General features: G+C 58.1%; 13 protein-coding genes. 9 read left to right on the top strand and 4 right to left on the bottom strand.

Features of this window, described 5'->3' with window-relative positions; translation table 11 throughout:
• Positions 1-1,969: 1,969 nt before the first annotated feature.
• Positions 1,970-2,122, bottom strand: a complete 153-nt coding sequence (locus FOM02_RS35300) for a hypothetical protein (protein WP_167381138.1) — start codon at positions 2,120-2,122, stop codon at positions 1,970-1,972.
• Between the two features lie 136 nt (positions 2,123-2,258).
• The gene (locus FOM02_RS35305; protein ID WP_265440692.1) at positions 2,259-2,459 is read right to left on the bottom strand and encodes a hypothetical protein; all 201 of its coding nucleotides are present in this window, start codon (positions 2,457-2,459) and stop codon (positions 2,259-2,261) included.
• A gap of 1,303 nt (positions 2,460-3,762) precedes the next feature.
• Between FOM02_RS35305 and FOM02_RS35310 the strand changes: the two genes are divergently transcribed.
• Positions 3,763-4,374: a hypothetical protein gene (locus tag FOM02_RS35310; RefSeq protein WP_265440693.1), complete on the top strand. Its 612-nt coding sequence runs from the start codon at positions 3,763-3,765 to the stop codon at positions 4,372-4,374.
• Between the two features lie 745 nt (positions 4,375-5,119).
• Here the strand turns inward: FOM02_RS35310 and FOM02_RS35315 are convergent.
• Positions 5,120-5,461, bottom strand: a complete 342-nt coding sequence (locus FOM02_RS35315) for a hypothetical protein (RefSeq protein WP_265440694.1) — start codon at positions 5,459-5,461, stop codon at positions 5,120-5,122.
• 127 nt (positions 5,462-5,588) lie between these two features.
• Positions 5,589-5,825, bottom strand: coding sequence for a hypothetical protein (locus FOM02_RS35320; RefSeq protein WP_265440695.1), 237 nt, complete (start codon positions 5,823-5,825; stop codon positions 5,589-5,591).
• A gap of 559 nt (positions 5,826-6,384) precedes the next feature.
• Between FOM02_RS35320 and FOM02_RS35325 the strand changes: the two genes are divergently transcribed.
• The 8 genes from FOM02_RS35325 to FOM02_RS35360 all read left to right on the top strand — a co-directional run bounded on the left by FOM02_RS35325 (position 6,385) and on the right by FOM02_RS35360 (position 15,122).
• Positions 6,385-7,770 carry an extracellular solute-binding protein gene (locus FOM02_RS35325; protein ID WP_265440696.1) on the top strand — a complete coding sequence of 462 codons (1,386 nt, stop codon included), beginning with the start codon at positions 6,385-6,387 and terminating at the stop codon, positions 7,768-7,770.
• A gap of 71 nt (positions 7,771-7,841) precedes the next feature.
• Positions 7,842-8,804: a carbohydrate ABC transporter permease gene (locus FOM02_RS35330; protein ID WP_265440697.1), complete on the top strand. Its 963-nt coding sequence runs from the start codon at positions 7,842-7,844 to the stop codon at positions 8,802-8,804.
• Between the two features lie 11 nt (positions 8,805-8,815).
• Positions 8,816-9,676: a carbohydrate ABC transporter permease gene (locus FOM02_RS35335; RefSeq protein ID WP_265440698.1), complete on the top strand. Its 861-nt coding sequence runs from the start codon at positions 8,816-8,818 to the stop codon at positions 9,674-9,676.
• Positions 9,677-9,690: 14 nt separating this feature from the next.
• Positions 9,691-10,614: a ribokinase gene (locus FOM02_RS35340; protein ID WP_231164226.1), complete on the top strand. Its 924-nt coding sequence runs from the start codon at positions 9,691-9,693 to the stop codon at positions 10,612-10,614.
• Complete coding sequence (locus tag FOM02_RS35345) at positions 10,611-11,381, top strand: SDR family NAD(P)-dependent oxidoreductase (protein ID WP_265440699.1); 771 nt, start codon at positions 10,611-10,613, stop codon at positions 11,379-11,381. The genes FOM02_RS35340 and FOM02_RS35345 overlap by 4 nt, the downstream gene beginning before the upstream one ends.
• On the top strand, positions 11,374-12,201 hold the full coding sequence (locus tag FOM02_RS35350; protein WP_265440700.1) for an HAD-IIA family hydrolase: 828 nt from the start codon (positions 11,374-11,376) through the stop codon (positions 12,199-12,201). The genes FOM02_RS35345 and FOM02_RS35350 overlap by 8 nt, the downstream gene beginning before the upstream one ends.
• Positions 12,201-13,310 carry an ABC transporter ATP-binding protein gene (locus FOM02_RS35355; RefSeq protein WP_265440701.1) on the top strand — a complete coding sequence of 370 codons (1,110 nt, stop codon included), beginning with the start codon at positions 12,201-12,203 and terminating at the stop codon, positions 13,308-13,310. The genes FOM02_RS35350 and FOM02_RS35355 overlap by 1 nt, the downstream gene beginning before the upstream one ends.
• Positions 13,311-13,367: 57 nt before the next feature.
• The gene (locus FOM02_RS35360) at positions 13,368-15,122 is read left to right on the top strand and encodes a phosphoenolpyruvate hydrolase family protein (RefSeq protein WP_265440702.1); all 1,755 of its coding nucleotides are present in this window, start codon (positions 13,368-13,370) and stop codon (positions 15,120-15,122) included.
• Position 15,123: the final 1 nt, after the last annotated feature.

The raw sequence follows: 15,123 nt of genomic DNA on the forward strand, positions 1-15,123 counted from the left end.
GCATTTGTTCCTCTGCATTGCCGCAAAGAAAGTGGAGACATGGGAAGACATTATCGCGACGAGCAGCCCCTGAGGGAGCGGCAGTCGGCTCCGATTTTTCCGCATTATCACCTTGCCGCAACCAGCCCGCCAACGTGATTCACAAAAGGGCCCATGGCTGTTCGGCTCAACAAGGAGCCGCTGCGCCCGCAGGTTCATCGGGGCCGGCAGCCCTTATCCGCATCGCCCAGAAGCTCACTAAGCTCGCAAGAATCGCTGAAGCAAGCTATCGTCCATCAACAAGTCCGCTACCTGTCTGGACTGGCCCCTCACGTAGCGACTGTCCTTGGTGCTACATCTATGGATGGTGGATGAGCCGAACGTCGTTGGGGCCTCCCGGCCCCAACAGCGCCGTGTAACGCTCGCCGCGAATGTCGTATTGCTTCATCGGCTGCGCTGCGTCCGGCAAGAGGCCCCAGCGGCCGAGCTTCGAGATCATCGTGATTGGGGCGGGTTGTGTGCCGTGCGAAAAGCCCTGAGGAACGGCGAATGATGCGGCGTAAATCTCGCGGACCGCCACCGGCGTCGTCTCAGCTCTGGCGGACGCCGGAGCGGCTTGCTCCATCGTCTGTGCAAGCAGTGCTGGCGACGGCCGATTCGCCGGTTGTGCGCTCGGCTGCGAAATGATTTCCGGTCGAGACCGAAATGAATGGGGGCGCCTGATAGATTCAGTGGAGAGCTGCCCCTCATCGCCGCCGCGGGCACGAACAGCGCCGTGAAGCGGTCGTTATGAACTATGAAAGGAGCGGGTGGCGTGTCCTGGCTCGGCGGGACGCTGCTACCCTCATGCGCGCCTGACGTGCGTTGGTCATCCTGCCGCGAGTTGAAGGAACGAACGGCCACTCCTGAATCCACGGCGTGGTCATGACGCTCAGTTGGCTCCAGAGACGACGATGAGCCGGCGTTTTCCAGCATCGCCCACAGCAGATCCTGAGCGTAGTCTTGCGCAGGAAGGATCAACGGACGGCTGGCCCGAAACGGTGTGCCGGCCTCTTCAATCAGCCCGCGAGCGGCTGAATTGCTAGGCTCGCTGGCCTGGTGCTCAATGGCATCGGCTTGCGTCTGGCTAAATGTCCTCTGCCTCTTAGCAGGCCTCAACTGGCCGGTGTAGTCCTCACCCATTAGGACAGCGGCATCCTCGCGTCTGGTCACTACGTGTTCGGGATGAGAACCCTCGGCCCTCTGGTGCTCAATTCCTAAGGTCTCAGCGGCTCTAAAGTCCGACAGATGAGGATGGTAGGGATCAGCAGAAACAGGATCCTCTGGGATCGCAGAGGTACCAACTTGCGGCACTTCAGCCAAGTACGGCTCAAAATCCGGTTGCTGCTGTTGCGCTTGTTGCACCGGGGCGCTGTAAGCAGCGAACTCTGGGTCGAATCGGTTGATGGTGTTAAATGGATCCATGGCCGCCCTCGGTTCGAGTGTTTCGCTCTCGCTCTATTAGGACCAGCTGTCGACAAGCTGACGCACTCAGAGAATTCGGTGAGCCAAATAGGCCTGCCCGATCGCCACACTTCGGTCGAAAAACACGCAAGATGCCGGATTGCGCCTTAAGTGGTACGCAATGCGGCATTTCGCGGCGATCCTGCTGGATCGAGGCCGACCTGAACTAAGAACAGTTCAATCCCTTCTGCCAGCACCATCCACCCTATTGGATGCATTGATTTTCTTGAAATTTCGGTCCTGAGTGCCACACAGGCCAATGGTTTCCCTGAAGCGTCGCATGGATAAGGGTGCCCGATCTTCCGTCCCCCAATTTCGTTGTCGCGTCCCCCACAAAGCTAGTCGATCAGTTACGCGGGAAGAAACTGTTGCCGCACTTGTCGCGGCAAACTGAGCCCGCGTGCATCAAGATTGTAATCATCGATGCAGACGTCGCCGACTTCGGCCAGCGCTTTCCCAACTGCAAGCGCGTCGAGATCAGATATATTCACTCGACCTCGTGGTACTCGGCCCGGTCGAAATCCGAGCCGAACAGCGCTGCTGCTGCGTCGTAGAGGGCGACGGTATTGACGGTTGACTGCATGGCGTACCAGGTGCGCAATGCCTCGATCGCCGAGCCATGGGCTAGCAACTGTCGCAAGGGGGGCAATCGAGCACCTCCAGCTTGGGCGCCTCCCGCTTCGTGCCGCTCTCGAGGATATTCCGGTCGATTATCCTTTCTCTGCCTTCGCCGTCCTAGTTGGTCCGCGAGATTCTATGCGCTCGCTACCAGCCTGTCAGTCTGCGCCATGTTGGCGGATCATTTCGCGATGGGACCGTTTGATGAAGGCGCGCTCGGCGCAAAAGCCGGCGGTGACTGACGCGGCTAGCGCGAGGCCGCAGGCGACGTAGTCATCTAGCAAACTCCAAATTATGTTACTGCCGGCGACGACGACAAAAGTGAGTACCATGACGGTATTGCGAAATGCTTTAACCATGCTTATTTGCCCCTACCCATTGGCGAGCGATGTTAACATCGCAACCAGGACGTTCTGCGGCGTTTGAGCGGCATGATCCGTTGTATTTCTGCTAGATCAGCTTGTGGTTGCGCGCGATGTGGCGCGCGGCTAGACGGCCCTCAGCGGTGCGCCAGTTCGCGCGCTGGGATCCTTCGCCGGCTTTAACGGCACGATGGTCCCACGTAGCCGCAGGCCAGACGAACCACTCGAAAGAAGTGGTGGGCGACACGGGATGTGATTGCCCGGCACGAGGTCTGTCGGGCCGAAGCAGCAACAGCAGCTCAGAGCAATCCACTGCAATTGCTGTTGGGGCAGTGGCCTTCAGCGGCGACGTTGGCCGTGTCTTGGTAAGTCCGTGGGAGAACCGGTTGCCCCACCGACATGTTAGGAGGGCCGCATGGTATGAGAGAAGCTTCGTCAATGACAATGCCTCCGGACAGGAGCGGAATTGAACAAAACTTCCAGCTAATCTGCCGAAATCCTGCAATGTGAGGCTGCTCACCAAACGATCATAGCGCGCGAATCGCGCTAATATCGTGAGCGCTATGATGTTGTCGTCCAGCGCTTAGCAGTGATATCGAGGCGCGAACGCGGCGCGGGCGTCCAAAGTTCCCTTGAGTCATCAAGGCCGGTGATGATGCGCGAGCAACGAATCCCATTCCGAATTTTATATGACGGCGAGTGCTTCATCTGCTCTCGAACTGTGACTGGAGTCAGAAAGATGCGTCAGACGGTTGCTGTCCCTGGGTTTGGCGTCGAGGTGGACTTGTCCGTTTATAGTGAAAACAACGCTCATCCAATCTCGAGCATGGAGAGCGCGGCGATCGTTATCGCCATCCAGATGGTCGCGCGCGGCAGCCGTGCTCGTGTTGCGCGGCGCCGCGCCGCCCCAGGCACATAGTTGTCTTTTGCCATGCTCGGAAAGTTCGATGAGTTGCCCCGCTGCGCTCCCAGCCGATGACCGCGCATTTGACAACATGACGACGTAAGGGTGCTTGGAGGGGCTCGGCCGACCAATGCGGTCGCTTGGAATTCATTCTATACGAAACGTACAAAGGACGTGCTGCTGCGAGGTTGATAACGCGCTACCCCGGTCGAAATGAGCGCCGAATCTCTTGCGCGAGCGGCGATCATGTACACCGAAGTGGTGCCGGCCCTGAAACAGCGCGCCGGCAGCGAAGATCTTTCCATCTCCCTCGCTCAATTCTGGACACTGCCGGACATCTAGGCCCAAGCCGTCCTCTCGGAGAGCTATCGCAACGCCTTCGCGATCAGCGTCTATTTGGCGGCCGCCTCGCTCTATGGTGGGGGCGCCAAGTTTCTGATTCTCGATGATGTCACATCGAGCTTTGATTCCGGGCACCAGTTCCATCTGATGAACGTGATCAAAGGACAATTTGCGCGCCCTGGGGTCCCAGGTGGTCCTCAGGTCATCCTGCTTAGCCATGACACAGTCCTGGAGAAGCTTTTTAACACGAATGCGAACGAGGGCGGTTGGTGGCATCAGTGCATTCAGGGCACCGCGCGAACATCGGTGCTTCCGCAGTCCGGCGCAATCCACAAGATCCGCGACGCGACTCACGCGTTTCTCGATACCGGAAACACCGACGATGCCGCGCCTCGGATCAGGCAGTACCTCGAGTTCAAACTCGAGGAGGTCATCTCGAGGGTCGGCATTCCCGTGCCCATCGGCATTGCCTTCAATGACGACAAGCACATGGCAAAAAACCTTATAGACGCCATCAAGGCAGCCGCCTCCATGACGCGGCCGGGCGCCTGGTCCTGGAGCCTGCCCAGCTCGCCGGCCCCCCACTTCGGTGGCGACGATCGTGAGCAACTACCTCTCGCATTGGTCTACCGGGCAGACCCACGCCTTCATGGCACCATCACTTAAAGGGGTAATGCAGGCGATGCTTTCAATTCGAGCATCCAGCAGGCTCGGGTCAACACCGCTACTATAAATCTCTTAGCCAAAAGCTTTGAGCGCGGTGTAACGCTTCGAGCTCTGCCGATCATCAAGATTGAAGCGCTTGTGTCCTCATTTGGAAGAGGAGCTGTCTGCTAGGGATATAGGAGCAAACATCAAGTCGCGCCGACTTGCCGCAGGTACTGGCGGCATCGGGTACTGCAAAACTGCAGCTCGTGACAGACCGGCTCGCGATTGAGCAAGTGGCAGGGCTAATGACGATGTGCGCGGCGTTGATGGTGGCGACGACCGCGGCGTTGGAAAGCTGAGCGGGCTCGTCAAGGCATCACCCCCGGCATCCAACGGCTGACGATCGGGACGTTTTCCAGAAGAGTTTTAAGGGCTTGCTACAGCAAGCCTTAACGCGGACGACGGGGCTGAAGACCAAGCTCAGACCCTTTCGGCGCAGATCCTCCAAAACTCCATCCCGGAGGTCGCCGACTTCATGCTGAAGCAGCCGAAGAAGAACGTGCCACGCATGCTGCGCGAACCCAAGGAGTCCGATGCCGCGTCCGAGCGGGAGCCCTCGCCCTAACGGTGAAAAAGAGAGCTTTTCCAAAGCGCAGGCAAAGCCGAAGCCAAGGAAGGAAGTGAGAACCGCGGCGCGAAAGAGGAAGAGCAAATAGCCGCTGCTATGCTCGCGCACTAGCCTGAAGTTCAGTCTCGGTCTGCTTTAGAAACTCGATAGCACCCGCAGTGTCAGAGGCAAGCCGGCACTGAAACAGTTGATTGCCACGAGAGTGGAGTGCAGTCCATCTTCAGTGAAGAAAGCCAGGCAATAAGCCAGTGCAGCCGACGCGTGCTCAATATCATGCAAGTCTTCGCTGGTAAAACGCCGCGCCTTCCATCGGAGCACCGCATGCAGCCTAGTACGAATGTGCAGCGCGCGAAGCTGTTGCCGGATTTGTGGACGCTTCTCGAACAAAATGAAAAGCAGATTTACCCATTCGTTCCAGAATGTTGGAACGCGTCGGGGGCTCTCGCTCTGGCTGACCACATCGCCCATCACGTTCATGCCGATATCGGCGCCAAGCTCAACGGTGCCCTTAAGCTTGGTCTCCAGGCTTGGGCGAAGCTTTTCAATAAATCCGCGTTTTGCTTTCCGCCCTCGTTCAATCCAGAAACGGTAAAATCAAAGGCAATCAGGCGGCGACTTTCGTCGGATCATACGCATGGTTTCTTCCAGCGGCATATCCACACCGGTCGAAGGACGCCTTCTGCAGCGCAAGCTCGGTTGCGGCATCGGCGCCCGTGTTGGTCGGATTAACAAATCCAATAGTGAATGCGATCCTTGACCAGACCAGATGATGCAACGGATGCAAATCGTCGCAGCCGTCTGCGCCGTGCACAAAGAGGGAGACCTCGGCCCCGAGGCGCATGCGGAGATCGAGAAGCGAAACGCGACCACTTAGCGTATCGACACACGTGCAATATCGAGACGAGCAGTCGCATCACTATTCTTTAGAAATTCGAAGGAAGGTGCTGTCGCTGATTGGGCAACCCCATCGTCCTGCACGAGCAGTTGCTTCGAGGAAAGTAAGTCAGACACTTCCCACGCTGCGGGAGCGGCGCCTATCGCACCGCCGTTCGGTCAGTCGCGAGACAGATCGTCGGTGCGATGGGAGATTGCGAAGGTTGCGTCAATGTGTGGTTATTTGCAGCGAGTTGTCGTCCCAGTAGAACATTTGGACCAGCTACTGATGAAAAAGCGCGAGCAGTGGCGGGGATCGGCCCTTCTTTGCGGGGTGGCTTCACGGGGCCTGAACATGCGCCTGCATTGATCATGTGATGCTGCTTTCTTGAGTTACCCAATGTTACCCAACTTCGATCTGAATGGGTGCATATGGGCGGAAAATGACGGTTAGCGTTTCCAACACTCGCGGCCCTGGAAGAGCAGGGCACGTGAATTTGCGGGCCAAAGAGCCAGAGGAGGGACTAATGCCAAGGACGCTAGCCGCTTTGGGCGGCCATTCGGCTCATTTCGTCAAAACCGCTCTGATTTGCTCAACTCTCTTGGCCGGTGCCGCCACATCTGTCGACCAGGCCGAAGCGCAGGAAATCAACTGGCGCCAGTTCGAGGGCTCTTCGATCGTGTGGGCTTACGACATCCATCCGTATGCTGACGCCGTTGCAGCACAGCTGCCTGAGTTCGAGAATTTGACGGGCATCAAGGTGACACCCGAGCTTTATCCGGACGACGCCTACTGGAATAAGCTGACAATCCAGCTGAGCACGAAGTCGGCCTCGTGGGACGTCGTCGGCACGGGGATTCAGCCGGCTTGGGATCTCGCGCCCGGTCAACTACTCGAGCCCCTCGACCGCTATCTGAACAACCCAAAGCTCACCTCGGCAAGCTATGACTACAAGGACTTCTTCCCCGCATTGCGTGACGCGCTGACGTGGCAAGTCAATGGCGGGCAAATCGAAGCGGGCGGGGGTCAGGTGTGGGCTATCCCGCACGGGTTCGAAAACATTCAATTATTGTACCGTAAGGACATTCTGGACAAGCACGGTATCAAGGTTCCGACAACCCCGCCGGAAATGTCCGCGGCTTGCGAGAATCTGAAATCTGCGGATCCGGCGATCACACCTCTGGGCGTGCGGGGGATCCGCTTTTGGAGCAGCATCCACACGGCCGCAATCTCGATTGCCAAGTCTTACGGTGTGCACGACTTCGTCGTCAAGGACGGCAAATTAGAAACTGGTCTCGATTCGCCCGAGTCCGTCGCCTTCCACCAGGACTATGTGGAGATGATCAAGAAGTGCGCTGCTCCATCCTTTGCCAATGACAACTGGTATCAGGTGGTCGATGGCATCAATTCGGGTCGGACAGCGATGGCGATCGATTCCAACATGTTCGGGTTCTGGAACGATGTCGCCGGCAAGCCCGCTTCGGGCAAGATCGCATTCGCTCCCCCTCTGCGAGCTCCGAACGGCAAGAATTTTGAATCGAACATCTGGATCTGGTCCCTGGCCATGAATGCGGCCTCTCAGAAAAAGGGAGCAGCCTGGCTGTTCATCCAGTGGGCGACGTCAAAGCAGGTCGAGCTCAAGGGTGCCGTCGCAGGGAAGCTCGTCAACTCTCCGCGCGCCTCGACCTGGAGCGACAAGGTCTGGCTCGACTACGCGACGAAACCGGAATTCACGAACTTCGTGGATACCTTCAAAATCGTGCAGGACAGGGCTGCATTGGCCTTTACGCCGCGCGCAGGATTTGCCGAGGCAATGAACGCCTGGGCAGTCGCCATGCAGAAAATGGTCAACGGCGCGGACGTGAAGGCGACTTTGACCGACCTCGCCTCCGAGATCCGCTCCTCCATGTAAGGCGGTTGACGGGGCGGCATAAGGGAGTTTGCCGCCCCCACCAGGCCCGAGTATCCTTTGAGAAGTGAGCGATGGACCTTCAAGGCATCGACGCAATCGTGACGCTACAATCATCGGTCGACCAGCTGTCCTCGTCCAAAAACGAGCAGGTGCAAAAGGCCGAGCAGAATGCTCTTGACTGGTGGAGCCTTGCTGCGATTGCCCCCGCAATCATCATCCTACTTGGATTTCTTTTTCTGTTTTTCTATGGGGTCTTTCAATCACTCACCGATCTCAAGCTTGGCCGTCCCGTGGTTCGCTTCATTGGATTCATCAACTATGAAGTGGCAATCAAGACCCAAGATTTCTGGAACAGCGTGCGGGCGACTATGGCGTATGCCTGCTCCGCCGTGCTCGCCGAAGCGTTCTTTGGGCTTGCGCTCGCCAAATTGTTCGCAAGTGGGGTGTTCCTTGCCCGGCTGATGCGGCCGGTCATTCTGCTTCCCCTGGTTCTGCCGCCAATGAGCGTCGCCTTGATGTGGACCACAATGATGGATCCCCAGATTGGGATCCTGAACTATTTGCTTTCGCTCGTTGGGATCGGACGGTTCGCATGGATTTCGGATGCCAGCACGGCGATGTTCTCACTGGTACTCATCGACATATGGACTTACACACCATTCTTTGCGCTCATCATCTTCGCCGGGTTGCAGGGCATCAACGATGAGGTCAGAGAAGCCGCGCGGGTCAATGGCGCGCGGGGTTGGGCAACGTTCCTCCATATCGAGCTTCCGCTCATCGCGCCGTACATCCTGATCGCCGCGGTATTTCGGCTGATCGAATCGCTCAACCAGTTTGACATCATCTTCGGAACAACCCAGGGCGGGCCGGGTGACAGTACTTCCGTGCTCTCGGTTCGCGCCTACATCACGGCCTTTCAAAATCTTGCCTTCGGGCGTGGTGCCGCGCTCATGGTTGTCAATTGGATGATCGTGCTTCTCGGAACCTTTGCCATGGTGAGATTGTGGCGGTTGGTCCGTCAGCGCGTAAGCTAGAGGAGGCTGACATGCGTTTTAATCGCTCAACGCCTGCAAGCTTGTTCCTTAATCTGCTGATTGTTGCTTGTACGCTGATCCTGACATTTCCGCTGGTCTGGATCGTGATGATGTCGGTGAAGCAGCAGGCGGAGGTCATGATCTGGCCGCCGCGCTTTATCTTCACTCCAACATTTGAAAATTTCCGCGTTTTGTTCGATGCCACCCACGCCGGGGCAACAAGCTACGGCACTATCAAGGTTGATTTCTTGACCCCGATCACGAATAGCGTCGTCATCTCGCTTTGTGCGGTGCTCGTATCGCTCGTTGCCGGGGTACCGGCAGGCTACGTCCTGGCGAGGCGTAATATCCCTATGAAGGAGGACATCGCATTCTTCATTCTGGGCTTCCGCTTCGCGCCGGCTCTCCTTGTCGTCATACCGCTGTTCAGCGTGTTTCAGACAATCGGCCTTTATGACACCTATTTCGGTATGATCTGGGTCTATCAAGTCGTCACGCTGCCAATGATCATTTGGCTGAGCCGTTCATATATCGAGGACATCCCAAAGGACGTTGAGGAGGCGGCCGCCATGGATGGCGCAAAGCCATTCCGGGTTGTCTGGCACATCGTTCTTCCGCTTCTAAAGCCCGGGTTGATAGGCGCATCGTTGCTTATCTTCTTGCTCGCGTGGCACAACTTCGCGCTCGGCCTGATCCTCAGTTCGACGAAAGCACCAGTCACGGTCGCCCTGCTCAAGCTGCTCAATCCCGGCGTTCAGTTCTATCCGGTGATGGCTGCGGGTCTGGTGGTGACCATGATTGTGCCGGTCGTCCTGATCATCCTTGGCCAGCGTCATCTCGAACGTGGTCTTACCTTCGGGGCCGTGAAATGAGCCCTAGACCATTGATGTTCTTCGGAACGACCAATCTCGACCTCTGCTTCAACGTCGAGCGGCTTCCAACGCCGGGTGAAAGCCTGATGGGAAGCTTAAAGCGGAATGCGGGAGGCAAGGGCGCCAATCAGGCGGTCGCCGCCGCTCGATTGGGCCTTCGGCCGAGCTTCTACACCCGGCTTGGCGATGACGACGCCGGTCGATCCTTGCTGCAAGCGCTGCGTGAGGCAGGTGTCCGTCTCGATGCCATAGCGGTGTGCCCAGGGGAGATATCGGGTTCTGCTCTCGTCCTTGTCGGTGACGACGGCTCCAACATCATTGTCATAGACCCGGGAGCCAATGCAAATGTCACACCAAGCATGGTCGAAAAGGCGGCCGAATTCATTGAGCGGGACGCAATCGTCGTTGCCGAGATGGGCATGCCCGTCCCCGCGCTCAATCACCTGTTTGCAATGAAGAGCAGCAAAGGATTCGATCTCATTTTCAATCCGGCGCCCGTGAGGGCGGGCCTGTCGGCGGCGGCATGGAGGAGTGTCGATTTCGTCACTCCGAACCAGACGGAAGCTTTCGAGCTCACCGGTGTCGAGGTACACGACCTCGACAGCGCAGCTCATGCGGCCGGAAAGCTTCTCGATCTCGGGCCAAGAGCTGCCCTGATCACGCTTGGTGGGCAGGGGGCCTACTACGCCGATGCCAGCGCCTCTTTTGCGCTCAGGGCATTTCCTGTGAAGGTCGTTGATACAACCGCGGCGGGCGATGCCTTTAATGGAGCCTTCGCAGCCTCTCTTGCCCACCGTTTGCCGATACGAGAAGCGATTAAAAAGGCGCTCGCGGTTGCCGCCTTATGCGTGACCCGACGCGGGGCCCAGAGCTCGATGCCCAGCAGTGGGGCCGTCGACGAATTTCTGAATTCTCAAACGATCTTGGAGTTGGAATGACTGAACAGTTCTCAGTTGCAGACAGGACCGTGCTCGTGACCGGTGCGGGCGGCGGCATTGGCTCAGCCATTGCCAATGCTTTCCGTCAAGGCGGTGCGAACGTCCTGGCAACCGACGTAAATGTGGAAAGTCTCCGGAACATTCTGACGCGCTTGCCGCACGGCAATGGCATCCTGCCCATGAGCATGGACGTGTCTCGAGAAGATGATGTCGGCAGGGTGCTTGATGAGATCGCCAAGCGCTTCGGCAGGCTCGATGTCCTGATCAACAACGCTGGGATAAAATCGGCTCAGCCGCTTCTGACCGGCAATGCCGATAGAATCGAAAAGACCATACAGATCAACTCCGTCGCGGTGCTTCGCTGTGCCAAGCAAGCGATCGAGCGCTTCATGAAGAGCAAGGGCGGCCGCATCGTCAATGTCGGGTCCTCATTGTCATCTCAAGGCGCGGTTTTCAACTACCAGGCTGGCGGCGCTGACTATTGCTTGTCAAAGGCGATCGTACACGACGTGACAAAGCTGCTCGCCTATGAATGTGCTCCGCTCAAGATCAACGTCAACGCGATCGCACCCGGGATCATCGATACACCTATGCACGGGCGTCCGCGGGAGGAGACCGAAGCGCGCCACAGTGGCCGAATTCCGCTGGGCCGGGTCGGATTGCCGGAGGATATCGCGGGGCTCGCGGTGTTCCTGGCCAGCCCCGCTGCCTCCTACATGACCGGGCAGGTCGTCCATGTGAATGGCGGGATGCTGATGCATGGTTAGCACCGGCTCAAACGTGAACTGGCCGCCAATAGAAGGGATCATCTCGGACCTGGATGGCGTCGTCTATCGTGGCAGCACCGCAATCGTGGATGCGATAGAAGCATTTACGCGATGGCAGGAAGCCGGCGTGCCGTTCTGTTTTGTGACGAACAATTCCACGCATACCCCTGAGGACGTCGTCCGCAAGCTGAGAGGATTTGGTCTTCCGATCGCAGCGTCAGAGGTCGTGACAAGTGCTATCACTGCCGCGGAACTCATTCGAACGAACTATCCGCAGTTGACGCGAATCTATGTCATCGGCGCTCCCTCGCTTGTCACAGCCATGCGCGATGTTGGACTGGAGGTCACTGACCGAACGCCTGAAGCCGTTGTGATGGGACTTGACCGGGATATCACGCACGAGAAGATGCGAATTGCCGTTGAAGCGATCCTGAATGGCGCCGTCTTCATCGGAACCAATCCCGATCTTCTGCTGCCGACGGCCAGCGGGTTCGAGCCTGGGGCTGGTGCGACCATTGCAGCGGTGGCAGCGGCTACGCAAGTGCAGCCCTCAATCGTTGGGAAGCCGCAAGTGCCGATGATCGAGACGGCGCTCTCACGCCTTGGTACGAACCGCGGTTCGACGATTATGATCGGCGACCAAGTATCTACGGATATTCAAGCCGGGAAGAGGGCGGGTCTTGCCACGGTGCTTGTCAGAACCGGCGTGCCGATGCGTCAGGATCCCTCCTTGATGGCCCCGGACTTCATCGTATCGAGCTTGCGCGAAATTGAGGTAAGTGCTGCTCGCGCGGCCGAGGTGCGACAGAGGAGGGCATAATGGCCAACGTTCGCCTGGAGAGCATCAAGAAGGCCTATGGGACCATCGAGGTCCTGCGTAATATCGATTTGACCATCGGTCACGGCGAATTTGTCGTCTTCGTTGGTCCGTCCGGGTCAGGCAAATCCACGCTTCTGCGCATGATTGGCGGGCTCGAGCCCATCAGCGGCGGGCGGCTCTTCATCGACCATGAGCTCGTCAACGACATCGATGCGGCCGATCGCAACCTCGGCATGGTCTTTCAGAGTTACGCTCTCTATCCGCATATGACGGTGAGAGAGAACCTGGCCTTTCCCCTGCGCATGGCCAAAGCCTCGAAAGCCGAGATCGCGGCCAAGATAGCCGAAATAGCGGCGCTATTGCAGATCGACCATCTATTGGATCGCAAGCCTCGACAGCTTTCAGGCGGGCAACGCCAGCGCGTCGCAATCGGGCGCGCCATCATGCGAGAACCAAAAGTGTTCCTGTTCGATGAGCCCCTGTCCAACCTCGACACCGAGTTGCGCGTGCAAATGCGGGTTCAGATCGCCAAGCTCCACAAGCAGCTCGGAAATACCATGATCTATGTGACGCATGACCAGGTCGAGGCGATGACCATGGCCGACAAGATCGTCGTCCTCAAGGACGGCAACATCGAACAGGTTGGCAGCCCCCACGATCTATATCACAATCCGGCCTCGCGTTTTGTGGCAGGATTCATCGGCTCGCCGAAGATGAACTTCTTGGGCGGCAAGGTCGAGGCAGCTCACGAGCAAGGCCTGGACGTCCGACTGGAGGCTGGTTCTACAATCTCCGTTCCGGTCCAGCCGGACCAAATGCTAGTTGGCAAGCCGGTCACTGTCGGAATCCGCCCGGATGACTTCTCCTCGCCACTCGAGCAGCAGGAGATCTCCATTGGACTTGAGGTCGATTTCGTTGAGCATCTCGGTAGCGTCACGTACATCTATGGCAACGTTGGAGACGAAACGGTTGTCGCCAGGGCGCCAAAATCCGGCTCGCGCAAAGGCGCCGGAAAGCTTACCCTCACGGCCGCTCCAGCCGATTGTCACTTGTTCATGAGCAATGGAAAGGCGGTTCGGCGGTTGCAAGCTCCTGTGACTTGGAGCTAGTCTTGACGTCGAGCCGTGCGATGATGCCGGCTCCGGATGGACACGCGGACTACTGAGGTGAAGGGAGCCGGCATCAGGCAGTTCTTCCGGAATTCCCGTTCGTTTGTCCTTGGTGCGGGGATCGGATCGGGCATGACGGCCAGGGCCGCGGAGCGGGCGGGCGCCGATTTCGTGCTCGCACTCAATGCTGGCCGTTTTCGCGCCATGGGCGGGGCCTCGCCCGCCTCGATTCTTCCAATCCGCAATAGTAACGAGTTCGTAGCGGGGTTCGGACGGACCGAGATCCTGCCAAATACGAAACTGCCGGTCTTCTTCGGCACCTGTACATTCGACCCCGAGCTTGATCTGGATCGATGGCTCGACCGGATCATCAAATGGGGATTTGCTGGCGTGACCAACTTCCCTTCGGTCATACACATCGATGATGACCGCAGGTCGTTGCTCGAGAAGTCCGGCCTTGGCTATTCCCGGGAGATCGAGCTCCTTGTGAAGGCTGCAAAACGCGGCCTGATGACGATTGCCTATACTCGCACTCAATCTGAAGCGCGTCGGATGGTCGAAGCCGGCGCCGAGGCCATTTGCATCAACTTCAATCTAAACCGCGCGGTTGAAACCGGGTCGGATCCGTCGATCAGCCTGTCTGAACTTGCAGCGCGTACGAATGCCGTTGCGCGCGTTGCTCAATCCGTCAACAAGAGCACCATCTGCTTGCTTGGGGGCGGCCCGATCACAAAGCCGGACGAGCTCCTGGACATCTGCCGCGAAACCGGAATCCAAGGGTTCATCGGAGGCTCTTCGCTGGATCGCGTGCCTCTGGAGATGTCGGTCCTCGAGGTGACGTCGGGCTTCAAGACCATCCACCTGTTGCGCGAGAAGGTGGATCTGCTCGAAAGGAAGCTGCAGTTGAGTGGCTTCAGGCACGGCGTTATCGCGCAGTCCTCGGCAATGAAGCGCGTCCTCGAGATGACCAAACGGGTTGCGGCAACCCCCAGCCCCGTTCTCATCTGGGGAGAGGCCGGCTCGGGCAAGCGTAGAATAGCAAGCCTGGTTCACGCGTTCAGCGACCGCAGGCACGCCAAGGCGACGCTGTTTCATTGCCGACCCGGTCCGGCGATGGATACACTCGGCCCGTTTTTCGGCGCCGAGCGCCTTGAGAGTGGCAGACGCCAATTGTCGCTGCTGGAGGCCTCGAGCGACGGCGCCGTCTTGCTGCTGCATGTTGACCAGCTTTCGCGCGAAGGCCAGGAACGCCTCGCCGATTACCTGGAGACAGGCGGGTTTACCCCTCTGAACGGGGTAACTGTCATGCGTTCCCACGCTCGGATCATTGCGACCGCGACAGTGGCCCGAGGCGCTGGACTTGAAACGGTTCTGTGCGCGCGGCTTCTCGACCTTTTTACCGGGCTGGATCTCCAGTTACCTTCGCTACCCGACAGGCTTGAAGATTTGCCGCAACTCGTTCAACACTTCACCGTCGAAGCCAAAGGAGATTCCAGCGCCCAGACGCTCACAATCGAAAACTCTGCTTTCCTTGCGCTAGCCGGGCACGACTGGCCAGGCAATTTGCGCGAGCTGCGGCAGGTCGTGAACCAGCTCGTGACCCTGCCATCAACTCACATCACCGGTGAGATGCTAAAGCCGCTGTTGGAGCCGACTTCAGGCGCACGGCCCGCCGCCTCGCTGTCCGAGAGAGACTGGATTATCGAGGGCCTGAAGCGAAACCGGCTTCACCGCGGCAAGACTGCTCGCTCTCTCGGGCTTTCGCGCAAAACCCTCTACAACAAAATCAAGAAACTGCGGATCCTCGAATAAG

This window comes from Bradyrhizobium sp. SEMIA, from assembly GCF_014844175.1.
Lineage (GTDB): Bacteria > Pseudomonadota > Alphaproteobacteria > Rhizobiales > Xanthobacteraceae > Bradyrhizobium > Bradyrhizobium arachidis.

Bases quoted from the DNA above. Each gene is read 5' to 3' on its own strand.
- FOM02_RS35320 (WP_265440695.1), bottom strand. From the start codon at position 5,825: ATGCGCCTCGGGGCCGAGGTCTCCCTCTTTGTGCACGGCGCAGACGGC.
- FOM02_RS35355 (WP_265440701.1), top strand. From the start codon at position 12,201: ATGGCCAACGTTCGCCTGGAGAGCATCAAGAAGGCCTATGGGACCATC.
- FOM02_RS35330 (WP_265440697.1), top strand. From the start codon at position 7,842: ATGGACCTTCAAGGCATCGACGCAATCGTGACGCTACAATCATCGGTC.
- FOM02_RS35345 (WP_265440699.1), top strand. From the start codon at position 10,611: ATGACTGAACAGTTCTCAGTTGCAGACAGGACCGTGCTCGTGACCGGT.
- FOM02_RS35315 (WP_265440694.1), bottom strand. From the start codon at position 5,461: ATGAACGTGATGGGCGATGTGGTCAGCCAGAGCGAGAGCCCCCGACGC.
- FOM02_RS35325 (WP_265440696.1), top strand. From the start codon at position 6,385: ATGCCAAGGACGCTAGCCGCTTTGGGCGGCCATTCGGCTCATTTCGTC.
- FOM02_RS35335 (WP_265440698.1), top strand. From the start codon at position 8,816: ATGCGTTTTAATCGCTCAACGCCTGCAAGCTTGTTCCTTAATCTGCTG.
- FOM02_RS35350 (WP_265440700.1), top strand. From the start codon at position 11,374: ATGGTTAGCACCGGCTCAAACGTGAACTGGCCGCCAATAGAAGGGATC.
- FOM02_RS35340 (WP_231164226.1), top strand. From the start codon at position 9,691: ATGTTCTTCGGAACGACCAATCTCGACCTCTGCTTCAACGTCGAGCGG.
- FOM02_RS35305 (WP_265440692.1), bottom strand. From the start codon at position 2,459: ATGGTTAAAGCATTTCGCAATACCGTCATGGTACTCACTTTTGTCGTC.